Origin of the sequence: Thalassotalea sp. G2M2-11, from assembly GCF_017168195.1 — a bacterium.
Taxonomy (GTDB): Bacteria; Pseudomonadota; Gammaproteobacteria; order Enterobacterales; family Alteromonadaceae; genus Thalassotalea_E.
This window is the reverse complement of sequence record NZ_JADNYL010000002.1, coordinates 836,810-848,704: the sequence shown is the minus strand read 5'-3', so window position 1 is coordinate 848,704 and position 11,895 is coordinate 836,810. Positions and strand designations below refer to the sequence as shown.

The 11,895-nt window shown below is 38.7% G+C and carries 9 protein-coding genes, 1 tRNA gene and 1 pseudogene; 6 read left to right on the top strand and 5 right to left on the bottom strand.

What is annotated here, in order from left to right; all coding sequences use genetic code 11:
• Positions 1-98 precede the first annotated feature (98 nt).
• Both IV514_RS09750 and IV514_RS09745 read left to right on the top strand, forming a co-directional pair.
• Positions 99-557, top strand: a complete 459-nt coding sequence (locus tag IV514_RS09750) for a hypothetical protein (protein WP_206484977.1) — start codon at positions 99-101, stop codon at positions 555-557.
• A gap of 231 nt (positions 558-788) precedes the next feature.
• Positions 789-1,523, top strand: a complete 735-nt coding sequence (locus tag IV514_RS09745) for an EAL domain-containing protein (protein ID WP_206484975.1) — start codon at positions 789-791, stop codon at positions 1,521-1,523.
• A 184-nt stretch (positions 1,524-1,707) separates the two neighbouring features.
• Here IV514_RS09745 and IV514_RS09740 read toward each other — a convergent pair whose 3' ends face one another.
• Complete coding sequence (locus IV514_RS09740; protein ID WP_206484972.1) at positions 1,708-2,046, bottom strand: zinc ribbon domain-containing protein YjdM; 339 nt, start codon at positions 2,044-2,046, stop codon at positions 1,708-1,710.
• A gap of 458 nt (positions 2,047-2,504) precedes the next feature.
• Positions 2,505-3,389 (bottom strand): LysR family transcriptional regulator, encoded by an 885-nt coding sequence (locus IV514_RS09735; RefSeq protein ID WP_206484970.1) that lies wholly within the window; start codon positions 3,387-3,389, stop codon positions 2,505-2,507.
• A gap of 124 nt (positions 3,390-3,513) precedes the next feature.
• On the opposite strand from IV514_RS09735, the gene IV514_RS09730 reads away from it, so the two are divergent.
• On the top strand, positions 3,514-3,999 hold the full coding sequence (locus tag IV514_RS09730) for a VOC family protein (RefSeq protein ID WP_206485306.1): 486 nt from the start codon (positions 3,514-3,516) through the stop codon (positions 3,997-3,999).
• 227 nt (positions 4,000-4,226) lie between these two features.
• Here the strand turns inward: IV514_RS09730 and IV514_RS09725 are convergent.
• Together IV514_RS09725 and IV514_RS09720 are read right to left on the bottom strand one after the other, a co-directional pair.
• Positions 4,227-4,303: transfer RNA gene (locus tag IV514_RS09725), tRNA-Ile, on the bottom strand.
• Positions 4,304-4,551: 248 nt separating this feature from the next.
• Positions 4,552-7,299 carry a choice-of-anchor B family protein gene (locus IV514_RS09720; protein WP_206484968.1) on the bottom strand — a complete coding sequence of 916 codons (2,748 nt, stop codon included), beginning with the start codon at positions 7,297-7,299 and terminating at the stop codon, positions 4,552-4,554.
• Positions 7,300-7,484: 185 nt separating this feature from the next.
• Between IV514_RS09720 and IV514_RS09715 the strand changes: the two genes are divergently transcribed.
• The 3 genes from IV514_RS09715 to IV514_RS09705 all read left to right on the top strand — a co-directional run bounded on the left by IV514_RS09715 (position 7,485) and on the right by IV514_RS09705 (position 9,977).
• Positions 7,485-8,225, top strand: a complete 741-nt coding sequence (locus IV514_RS09715) for an MbnP family copper-binding protein (RefSeq protein ID WP_206484966.1) — start codon at positions 7,485-7,487, stop codon at positions 8,223-8,225.
• Positions 8,218-9,360 (top strand): MbnH family di-heme enzyme, encoded by a 1,143-nt coding sequence (locus IV514_RS09710; RefSeq protein ID WP_206484964.1) that lies wholly within the window; start codon positions 8,218-8,220, stop codon positions 9,358-9,360. The genes IV514_RS09715 and IV514_RS09710 overlap by 8 nt, the downstream gene beginning before the upstream one ends.
• 278 nt (positions 9,361-9,638) lie before the next feature.
• On the top strand, positions 9,639-9,977 hold the full coding sequence (locus IV514_RS09705) for a DUF3718 domain-containing protein (protein ID WP_206484962.1): 339 nt from the start codon (positions 9,639-9,641) through the stop codon (positions 9,975-9,977).
• A 58-nt stretch (positions 9,978-10,035) separates the two neighbouring features.
• Here the strand turns inward: IV514_RS09705 and rpoD are convergent.
• Positions 10,036-11,895: pseudogene (gene rpoD, locus IV514_RS09700) on the bottom strand (RNA polymerase sigma factor RpoD); the annotation flags it as partial.

Genomic DNA, 11,895 nt, shown 5'->3' with positions numbered 1-11,895 from the left:
AGCAAATAAAATTAAAGACAAACCTCATGGTGTTATGTTCAACTTAACTTTTATAACTCGACAATGATTTTTTTGAAATTGACAAGCTAACAAGCATTATGAGTAAAAATACAAACATATTCTTATTATCGGTTGCTGCGTTATTTGCGATATTTGGTGTGATGAGCGCTTATCATGCGACGCCTTATGCCGAATTAACCAATATAGAAACAATTAACGGTACCATTCATAAGCTTCATTGCCCAAATAAAGGTGCAGCGGCTTTAAGCCTAAAAGAGTCTGATTTTACCTACAATTTAACCGTAAAATTTAAACGTGAATATTGTGAAGATGATCGCTCGCAAATTCTGTTAGGAAAAACGGTAGAAATTAACGCCTTAAAAATGAATGACGAATATTATCAAACCTACCAATTAACCGGTAATGGCCAGAATATTGTTAGCCCCGCTGATGTAGAAGCTGACCAAAGCAGTTCAACGTTTGGCTTATTTTTATTAGCATTCCTGCTAGTTGCTTTGGTCATTTATAAAAACAAAACAGCAAAGCCAAAACAGTAAACTGATTCATTTCTTCCAATGTATTACTACAACCAATAACTTTTTATTGGTTGTAGAAAAACTACTATTATTCATTGTAATAACCTTAACTATTGCTCATCTAAACAACGATTTGGTCAACTTGTAGGCAGTCGAATGCCTTCTTATTTACATGAGAATAATTCTCATTTACACTCTGGTTCCTCTATAAGCTGTTGGAACCAATAAATACACTTTGTATTTAATTTCTTCATGAAAAACAAACATCATTTATCTGCCTCTTGCCTTATTGATATTATTGAAAATCAACGGTTTGGTGTTGAGTATCAACCTATTATTTGTATTAACAACCAGGAAATATTTGCCTATGAAAGTTTAGCGAGATTTTATGACGTAGATAATCAAAAAATTCCACCGGATATCGTTTATTCCTCACTGCACGATAGCCCATTAAGTCTGTTTCAAGTGGAATACTTACAAAAAAAACTGCAACTGGCTTACGCATCAAAGCAAGCAGATCTATTTGTTAATTTGGATCAGGACTCTTACTTTTCTTCGGGAGAGCTTAAGGAAAAAAATCCTTTCTTAAAATTATTTAAAGACTTTAATCGCTCAAATATCATCGTTGAATTGATTGAGAACTCTGAGATTAACGATGCGATCATGAGCCTCTCCATGATCAATAATCTGGCAAAAAATAATATTCAAACCGCTATTGATGATGTTTGTAACCCTCAGTCGATGCTTTCTACCGCAGTTATTCAGCTGGTGAGCTATGTAAAATTAGACAAGCATGTATTAGCCAATCAGCACAATCGAAACTTCATGTTATTAGTAAAATCACTCGTAGATTATGCGCATACTGCGGGTAAAAAAATTATTTTAGAAGGGGTCGAAACCGAAGACGATCTCAGCTTTGCACAGCACATTAAAGTTGATTTTGTCCAAGGCTTTCATTACAAAAAATTGTTCAAACAAGTGAAGTAACTTTCAGGGTAGCCTCTGTTAAACTGAGCTACCCTGTAATTTATATTTGTAGAGCACTGACTATTGACTCGAGAGTGTGTTCAAGTGTATCAATCACAATTAATTGTCGCTTAAATAAATTTCAAGGCAAACCGATTTAACTGCTACCTACCGCTAAACCAAATCACGATGAGCTCAAGCGCACTTAAGCTTTTTTAACAAACTTAGCGGTAACCATCATCTCGCCTACACCATCAACTTTGCAGTCTAGCTGGTGATCTTTTTTATCTAGTACTCGCTTTATCGTGGCTTTAGTACCAATTTTGATCACCTGTGAGCTCGCTTTAATTTTTAAATCTTTAATAACGGTCACTTTGTCACCATCAGTGAGTACTGCACCATTAGCATCTTTTACTATAATGGCATCTTCATCTGGCTCGTTTGGATCCCACTCGTAACTACATTCAGGACACACCAACAATGCTTGATCTTGATAAACGTACTCTGATTCACATTGAGGACAAGGAGGGATTGATTCACTCATAATCATCTTCTTAACACATTAAAAATTGTCTGCACTTTATCAGGCAATAGTTAGGAATAAAATGGAGAATTTAAGCAGTTCGCTCATTTGAACAAGGGTGTGCTGATTTTTGCTAAGGGAGCGAATAAATAATGTGGTCTTGACCTGTTTTAGTGGGCAGCTCCTTATCACATTGAGGAGGCTACAGTGCCTAGATATACTCAACTTTAAGTATCTGATCGATTTCAAAATCAAAGGGGGCGAACTAAGCTTAAATAGCGATGTAATGTCAAAGGAAGTTGCTGAAGTATTCGATATTTATCCGCTAATGCTTTGCCGGTGGTGAAAAGAATACCGGGAAGAAAAATTTAACCACAATCCTCGCTATCAAAGCAAGAAGCAATTATCGAAAAAACTCTCTATTAATAAAGAGCTAAACTACCAGAGCAAACTTTTAACTCAGGGTAAAAGCATAGAGACTACCAAACATTTTCAATGACAGAATTAAACGTTTTGAAGCGTGCAGGCAATGAGCGATTTTTCTTTTTGACCAAATATAATGTTTCAACGACAGAGTGTTTTGGCGCAATTATCTTTAAATATTTTTTATTATGGAAACTGTCCACAGCACTTTTAGGTAGTACGGTGAAGCCAATGCCTTCGGCTATGGGTTGCAAAATCTGACTGATTTGATTGATAAAGCCTCTCACAGGAATGCTGTTGATATCAAGTTGTTGTAATTCTTGTTCATTGCTTTGTGAACAGTACAATGATAAATAATGCTCTACATCTGGGTGAGAAATTACCCCTAACTCCATTAACATCTCCTTTATTGATGCTTTGTTATCAATACTCAGAGGAGTGACTAAACACAATGGTTCTTGGCCAAGTTGCTTTACATCAAAAAAGCTTTCATTTGGGATGTCTGTGACTATGCCTTGATCAATACTTCCTTCTTTAACCTCAGCTAATATTTGGTAGTTTGGAGCAGCTTTAAGGCTGATAACGAGTTCAGGATGTATGGCTTGAAGTTTTAGTAGCTTAGGGTATAGCAATAAAGCAACAGAGCCAGAACAGGCAAATGTGCACTCTCCAGAGTAAGGATTATCAAAATTCATTTGCTCAATGAGCGCTTGTTCATCTAATACTAACTTTTTCACGTATTCATATACTAACTTGCCCTGTTCAGTGATCACGAAAGATTTCTTTTCTCGTTTTAGCAATGAGTGCCCACAAGCTTGTTCTAACTTATTAATATGCTGACTAACACCAGGTTGAGTCATAAATAGTTTTTCAGCAGTTTGTGTAAAATGGCCGGTATCAACCAAAGTAACGAACGTCTTAAGCCAGATTGGATTTAACACATTTTTACCATAACAAAGAATTATTAATATCATTATTAATGATAATTTAACTTAATGAAAATGTTTTTTTAAAATGTTGCCTTCAGATCAAGTAACGAATTAAGAATCATATTTGGAGAAAATGATGAAAATGAATCATGTAGGTATTATGGTCGGTGATATGAATAGAGCCGTTGAGTTTTATACGAATGTACTTGGCCTTAAAATCGTTATGAACAACACTAAAGTTGTTGAAGAGCGAGAGACAGCAATTGGTAGAATGTGTATAGCAGTTTTTGGTAAAGGTTTTGAAGGTTTTAATATTGCTCATCTGGTAACTACAGATGGTATTGGCGTTGAGCTTTTTGAAATGAAAAATAGAGATGAGCGTCATGATCTTAATTTTTCTCGATTAGGTATATTTCATTTTTGCCTACAAACAGATGATTTTGAAACTGTGATGAAAAATACAGAGAAGTTTGGTGGAAAAGTGAGAATGGATGTAATGCGTTATCATCCAGATGATGACAATAAACCAGCTAAAATGGTTTATCTAGAGGACCCATTTGGTAACCTGTTTGAGCTTTATTCTCATAGTTATGAAGAAACTTATTCTGTTGACTATGAGTAAAGACATAGCAAAGGGTAGAAAAACATACCTCCCCTTTGTTTTTTCATCAAATTGAAGTTTTACCTTTAAGTGTGGGCAATCAACACAAAATAGTCGCTTTATACAAGGCTGTTTATTCTTTACTGGAGATTTTTGGGCTAAGTTCTAGAAAAATGAATCGGCAAACAGGCCTATAAGTAGTTTATTAAATGATTTTTGAAGTCACTGACTAGGAAGATTAGTGAAAATGGTGGGCCCGCCCCGACTTGAACGGGGGACCTGCCGATTATGAGTCGGATGCTCTAACCAACTGAGCTACGGGCCCATTTTCACAAAACTTGTGATAACATTTACATTGACCTTCAAGATGCACATGTACTTGTGCTTTAGAGCAATATATTTGAAATGTTTATCCAAGGTGGATTTGTAAAACGGCGTGCAGTATAAGCATTTTTTATTTTATTGTCACTATACTCTAATTAAAAATTTACCCCTTTGATACTGTTAGCTTATTTGTTGAGCAGTTGAGAGAACTATCAACTGCTCATGGAAAGCATCAGCATATGAACTTTGTTACGGGTTCTTTCTTCTGGTGGCGAAAACAAGCGTTAAGAGTAAGCTTAGCCAAGCTAGGCCACCGCCACCAGAAGACTTACTGGTAGTGCTAGGCGTTGCTGTAGGGGCGACTAAGGTAACGGTTACTTCAGCCGTGCTAGCGGCACCTTTAAAATCTGTAGCGGTAAAGCTAAAAGTTAGGTTTTCTGCGCTATTCGGTGCGGTAAAGGTCGCTGATAAGGTATCGGCTTTGCTCAGCTCAACCGATGTTCCCGCGGTTTGTTGCCATAAATAGCTCATTGCATCATCTTCAGGGTCACTTGCTTGGGCGGTTAAGGTGACGAACTGGCCCGTATTAGCTTGAAAATTTTCGTTAATTGATACTGTGGGCGCAGTGTTTTGGTCATCATCAGCAATGGTAATGGTTAACTCACCATAAGTACCAATACGGGCATTATCAATCGGGGTTAACACTAAAGTGATGTCTTCATTATTCTCTTCTTGTTGGTCATCAATCAGGGTTACGGTGATATGTTTGGTATCATTTTCGCCATCTGCCCATGTTAATTGACCAGATAATGGCTGCACATCTTCGCCTAATGTCGCTTGTTCACTGATTAATTCATAGCTCAGTGATAGTTCGCCTTCTGTATTGCCAATACGGTTAACTTCTGCGATATATTGGCCACTATTTTCAGCGATTGACGTGGCTTGAGTGTTGAAGGTGGCAGCGCCGGAATCTGTTACGCCGTCAATATGAATGGTTGTGTAGCTGTATTGGCCTAGTGTGGCACCGTTTGTTGGGTTAAATAGGCGGACAAAGAATTTTTCTTTGAGCTCTGTGCCCGTAATATCTTCTTTGATTTCTATAGTGATAAGTTTCGCACTATTATCGTTTGCTGGCCAAATCAGGTTTGATGACTGTGCAATATAATCGCTTTCCGACTCGGCACTTCCTTGGATTATTTGATAATCTATTGAAACGCTATCCTCAAGATCAGTACCATTTCTGGTGACAGAAAGGGTAAGAATAGTACCTTGTGCGGTTGTTGTGTCTGCGCTCGAAAAGCTAAATTGCCCTTTGGCAGAAGACTTAGTGTTGTCTTTGAGGATATATAAACCACTGTTGATATCACTGATTAATATATGCCCCGATGGTAAAAATGGATAAACGCCCCAAGCTCCTGAGAATGAGGAGTTGTTACCCGCAGTAAAGGTATCAAAGTAACCTACTTCTACAGGTGAGAGCGGGTTGGTGATATCAAGTACTGTCAAACCTCGTTCATAGTTTGACATGTAATAACGATTACCACGAACAAAACCATTGTGATCGATTGCGTTGTATGCGCCAGTCCATGTTCCAGCCAGTGTAGGTTGTTGTAAGTTCGAGATATCAAATACTCTCAGGGTTGAGTTGATGCCTAGGTTACGCTCATCAAGTTCATCATGTACAAAAATGTATTGATTGTCTTCGCTCGACCAACCAGAGTGAACATATTGTGCATTGCTATATGTTCCTTTGCCCAATGAGCTGACTTGGGTGCGCTCGGTAATATCCCAAAGCAGCATTTCTGTTTCGTTAAAATCAATAAATACCGTACAAAACGATTGTGCATTAACGCAATCACTGTTTTTTCTTTCGTCGGTAATGGTCATTGATGCGCCATCATGACTATATGGGCGTCCACCATTACTATGAGAGCTAGAATAGTTATCTGTTATTAAGGTTAACTTGCTGGGATCGGAAAGATCGTAATTTAAATATTGGCCACTTTTACGGTTTGTACCAATTAAGTGTAATAGTGGTGTAGCTGATGAATTAGCAATGTTCAATGAGTAATCTACATTAGAAATATAAACATTATGGGCTTTATAAACCGAAGTGTTTTTCTCAACTTCACTGATAGAGTGCGGCAAGTTATTTAAATCAATGATAGTGACATTATCTGTGTAGTTAGCAGAAGAACCATCGAGAGTGACATAGGCATAGGCTTGCCATAAATTAAGTGTGCGATCAAAAAATTGATACACTTTAATGTCTCGCCAAGTAACCGATTTACCAGAAATTGCGCCAACTTCTACCGGAGCTGTCGGGTCGGTGACATCTACTACTGCAGTGCCTCGGTTCAAGCCAATAATGGCATATTCTTTACCTGTGTTTAAATCAACATGTCCCCAAACGTCATTACCAGCACTGGCATTAAGGGAAAAGTCGCTTAGCGGCATATGGGCGAGTAAATCAATATTCTGACAGGGATAATCGCCTGCTAAACCATCAACGCAGACAATATCTTGCTGTGCTTGAGACAGATGCTGATAGGCTAAAAGTTTATCTGATAACACTTTATTTTGGTTAAGTGACTTAGTATCTGTGATGACATTAAAGCCATTGTGCTCGAGTTTAGCTGCGTATTTTGGGGGAATACCCACTAATGTGGATACATTAATGTTAGGGCTTTGGTTCTGATAGTGGTCAAAGCGGTTAAACCCCCCTTTAATCGGCACGATATTACTTTGCAGGTAAAATAAATCTTCGATATGCTCAATTTTATATGTGCCGCTGGCAACCAGTACTTTGTCACCTTTATTGGCTTTTAATGCTGCGTAGCGAATGGTTTTACATGGTCTTAATACATTGGCGCAATGACCAATGTCTTGTCCTTGAGGAGCGACAAAACGCGCTTTATCATGTTCTGAGTGCCCAAATGCACAAAAAGCCGTTAGCAACAAGAATGTTGCGCTTAAATAACGGGCTAAACTGACCATAGCTGTTCCTTTTTATCTTGCAGCGGTTAATGATATGAGTCATTTTAATATACGTTAGCAATAACTAACGGCTTTTTGAATTTTCCCACTGTTGTAAATGTTATAGTAATGTAAAATAAACTGTGCAGTTAGCGCAATAAGTTGAATAATTTTAAATGTTTTTTCGCATATTTTTGATGATATTAATGCTGAGTTTATCGGCTTGCCAACCAATGAAAACTGGCGCTAAGCTTAGCGTTAATATGGTGTTTGATCAGCAAGTGTTAGATTGTAGTGCTTCTATTGCACTAAATGGAAAATCTTGGCAATTAGGGCAGGCGCAGTTTTACCTGGCCAATATTGAGATCCAAAATCAACAAGGCCAATGGCAGCAACTGCCATTGAAAGTAAACGCCAATCAAAACTCAACACTTGCGCTAGTTGGACAACACTGTGCTCAGCATAAGCAAGCGTATTGGCAGTTAGTGTTTGAGCAAGGAATTACTTTCAATAATTTCCAAGCAATACGATTTGCTCTCGGCGTGCCATTTTCGCTTAATCACCAAAACCCATTAACGCAAGAGACGCCTTTAAATGTGTCTTCAATGTTTTGGGTATGGCAAACAGGTCACAAGTTTGCTCGCATAGAGTTAGTCAGTGAGCAAGATAATTGGATATTTCATTTAGGGTCAACGGGGTGTCAATCGCCAAGTGTGATGAGAGCGCCAACCAATGGCTGTCGTTATCCTAATTTGTATACCTTTGAATTACCGATAAACAAAGATGATGATACGCTTACCTTTGATCTGGCTAAGCTGATCAACGGCGTTCAAATAACAGAGCAAACCAGTTGTCAGTCAGAACGACAAAACTTGGTCTGTCAGCAATTACTACAACATTTATCGACGGGTCGTGAATCGGGTATTTTTAGGATGAACCATGAGTAAGTTAGCTATCAAGAGCTTGATCATCTTGCTCAGTGCTGCTTGTTTGTCATGTTCGAAGCCGTCTGAACCAGTCAAGGCATATCAATGGCCATTATCGGCGGGTTTTCCTAAACCTCAAGTGCCGCAATATAATCCGATGACTGTAGAGAAAGTACGCTTAGGTCGTGCGCTGTTTTATGATAATAATTTATCGTTTAATCAGCAGCAGTCTTGTGCTACTTGCCATCAGCAGCAGTATGCGTTTGGAGAAAACATAGCGCAATCTGTTGGTAGTACGGGAGAGCAACATCGGCGTAATGCGCCTGCATTGGTCAATATTGCTTACAATAAAACCTTAACGTGGGCGCATGATGGTTTAACTGAACTAGAACGGCAAATATTATTGCCTATGTTTGGCGAATCGCCAGTAGAATTAGGTATTACAGGCCATGAAGAAAAAGTATTATCTCGTTTTACCACCGCAGAATATAGTCAACTTTTTGAACAGGCATTTCCGGGGGAAGCCATCAGTTTTGATCTGATTGTCAGGGCGTTGGCAAGTTTCGTTCGTAGTCTAATTTCATTAAATTCACCTTTTGATCAATATGCCTATGCTGGAGATGATAATGCCTTGTCAGCGTCAGCATTGCGGGGAATGAATTTATTTTTTTCCGAGAAGCTAGAGTGTCATCATTGTCATGGTGGTTTTAATTTTACTCAGTCAACCAGTCATGAAAAGCAGTTGCTCGATCGCCGTCCTTTTCATAATACTGGCTTATATTTTGTCGAGCAGTCAAATGGTTACCCTCTGAAAGACATAGGTTTGGCGGAAGTCTCTACATTAGCGCGAGATAATGGGCGATTTCGGGCACCAACGTTAAGAAATATTGAAAAGTCTGCGCCCTATATGCACGATGGTAGTATTGCCACTTTATCTGAAGTGTTAGACTTTTATTCGGCAGGAGGCCGAAATATTAGCCATGGACCTTATCAAGGGGATGGCCGTAACAATCCACTAAAATCGCCTTTCATGCGTGGCTTTACCATGACCGAGCAAGATAAAGAGGACTTATTGGCCTTTTTAGCTAGTCTAACTGATCAGCAGTTCCTCACCAGTCAAACATTTTCTGAGCCGAAAACTAAGCAATTGCAGTAAGTTACTGCATATGCAGTAACTTATTTGTTACCTATCGTGCGATAAATAACGAATTTGATTTTATTTGGTGAACGAATGTAAAAGTTTATGTGTTTATTAGATTGTGTTGGTGGTTTTTTAACCATGTTTTTATTTGTCTTTTTAATCACTTATATAAAATTCAAGCTAAAATTATTTAGACATTAACGCTTACATTTAGCGATATGAATCGTGCAACTTAATCTGTCTTTTGCGCCACTATTAGAGTGTAGTTTGTCAATTCACTAACGGAGAGTACCATGAAAACTATTAGCAAAATTATCCTAAGTGTTGTTTTAACCTCTGGTGTTGCATTATCGAGTCAAGCGGTAGAATTGAAAGCAGGGGACAATAGCCAATTAACTAAATTATGTATGACAGCTGTTACTGGTAATCGAGCAGCAACATTGAATGCCATTAAAGCCACAGGATATAGTCATAAATTTGTTATTGATAATGTTAAATGTAACGCCAACGATATGATCACTTTTGTAGATCAGTACGGCAAAAACTCTGAAGGCATGATCCGCGCATTAGAACGTCGCGGTACACATGTTTCAATTCGTGATATTGCCATGTTAGCGCGTAAATATCGCTGATCAGTGATCAGTAGCCATAAAAAAAGCTCCGTTAGGAGCTTTTTTTTGTGACTTATGATTATTCGCCGTCTAAGAAACTTTTGAGTTGCTCAGAGCGTGAAGGGTGGCGTAGTTTACGTAATGCTTTTGCTTCAATTTGACGAATTCGCTCACGGGTCACATCAAACTGTTTACCCACTTCTTCTAGCGTATGGTCGGTATTCATATCAATACCAAAGCGCATACGTAAAACCTTAGCTTCACGTGCGGTCAAGCCTGCTAATACTTCATGTGTAGCACCTTTAAGGTTTTCTGAAGTAGCAGAGTCAACTGGTAATTCACCGCTACCATCTTCAATAAAATCACCTAAGTGCGAATCTTCATCATCACCGATAGGAGTTTCCATTGAAATTGGCTCTTTGGCAATTTTGAGTACCTTACGGATTTTATCTTCTGGCATGATCATACGCTCAGCTAATTCTTCTGGCGTAGGTTCACGACCCATCTCTTGTAACATCTGACGAGAGATACGATTTAATTTGTTAATCGTTTCAATCATATGTACAGGAATACGTATGGTTCTTGCTTGGTCGGCAATTGAACGAGTGATCGCTTGTCTGATCCACCAAGTCGCATAAGTAGAGAACTTGTAACCACGACGGTATTCAAACTTATCAACGGCTTTCATCAAACCAATGTTACCTTCTTGGATAAGATCCAAGAATTGTAAGCCACGGTTGGTGTATTTTTTCGCAATTGAAATTACCAAACGTAAGTTTGCTTCAACCATTTCTTTTTTGGCACGGCGCGCTTTAGCTTCACCAATTGACATACGACGGTTGATGTCTTTTATGCCATGCACATTAAGGAAGGTTTCTTCCTCAAGTTGATTTAATTTATAAATACAACGTTCTACATCTGCTTCAATATCAGCCATTTTGGCAGAATGAGGCAAGCCCGCATTTTTTTGTTCATCAAACCATTCTTTTGATGTTTCGTTACCAGGGAAGATCTTGATAAAGGTGGTTTTTGGCATGCCAGCACCAACAACACAGTGCTTCATGATCAAACGTTCTTGGACGCGTAAACGATCCATCACACTACGCATGTTCTTCACTAATCGATCAAACACTTTAGGAACAATACGGAATTCTTTAAATACTTCCGCTAATTCATCAATTGCTGCTTGTGCATCTGCGTGACCACGGCCCTTACTTTCGATGATCTTATTGGCTTTTTCATATGCGTTACGTAGTAAGGTAAACTTTTCACGCGCTAACTCTGGATCAGGACCGGTATCTTCTTCTTCTTCGTTTTCTTCATCGTCAGAATCTGTACCATCATCATCTTCATCATCTAATTCGTCATCAGATAATTCCGAACCTATATGAGTAGCCGCAACGGGGATCTCTTCTTCTTCGGCATCTGGATCTAAAAAGCCAACGATAATGTCGCTTAAACGACCTTCTTCAGCTTCAAAGTTATCCCATTGCTCTAATAAATAGTTGATTGCAGGCGGATATTCGGAAACACTGCGTTGTACTTCTTTGATGCCTTCTTCAATACGTTTGGCGATAACGATCTCGCCCTTACGTGTTAATAGTTCAACTGTGCCCATTTCACGCATATACATACGTACAGGATCGGTTGTTCTACCTATTTCACTTTCTACAGTAGCAAGTGCTTGAGCAGCAGCTTCGGCAGCATCTTCATCGGTATTGGCTTCACTCATCATTAAAGTGTCGCTATCTGGTGCATTTTCAAACACCTGAATACCCATGTCGTTGATCATGCGAATAATGTCTTCAACTTGATCTGAATCGATTATATCCTGAGGAAGATGATCATTAACTTCGGCAAAAGTTAAGTAACCTTGCTCTTTACCTTTGGTTATTAACTCTTTAAGTCTAGATTGTGGGGCTTGATCCATTGACGAGTG

Bases quoted from the DNA above. Each gene is read 5' to 3' on its own strand.
- IV514_RS09710 (WP_206484964.1), top strand. From the start codon at position 8,218: ATGAGTAAGTTAGCTATCAAGAGCTTGATCATCTTGCTCAGTGCTGCT.
- IV514_RS09740 (WP_206484972.1), bottom strand. From the start codon at position 2,046: ATGAGTGAATCAATCCCTCCTTGTCCTCAATGTGAATCAGAGTACGTT.
- IV514_RS09715 (WP_206484966.1), top strand. From the start codon at position 7,485: ATGCTGAGTTTATCGGCTTGCCAACCAATGAAAACTGGCGCTAAGCTT.
- IV514_RS09705 (WP_206484962.1), top strand. From the start codon at position 9,639: ATGAAAACTATTAGCAAAATTATCCTAAGTGTTGTTTTAACCTCTGGT.
- IV514_RS09730 (WP_206485306.1), top strand. From the start codon at position 3,514: ATGAAAATGAATCATGTAGGTATTATGGTCGGTGATATGAATAGAGCC.
- IV514_RS09750 (WP_206484977.1), top strand. From the start codon at position 99: ATGAGTAAAAATACAAACATATTCTTATTATCGGTTGCTGCGTTATTT.
- IV514_RS09720 (WP_206484968.1), bottom strand. From the start codon at position 7,299: ATGGTCAGTTTAGCCCGTTATTTAAGCGCAACATTCTTGTTGCTAACG.
- IV514_RS09745 (WP_206484975.1), top strand. From the start codon at position 789: ATGAAAAACAAACATCATTTATCTGCCTCTTGCCTTATTGATATTATT.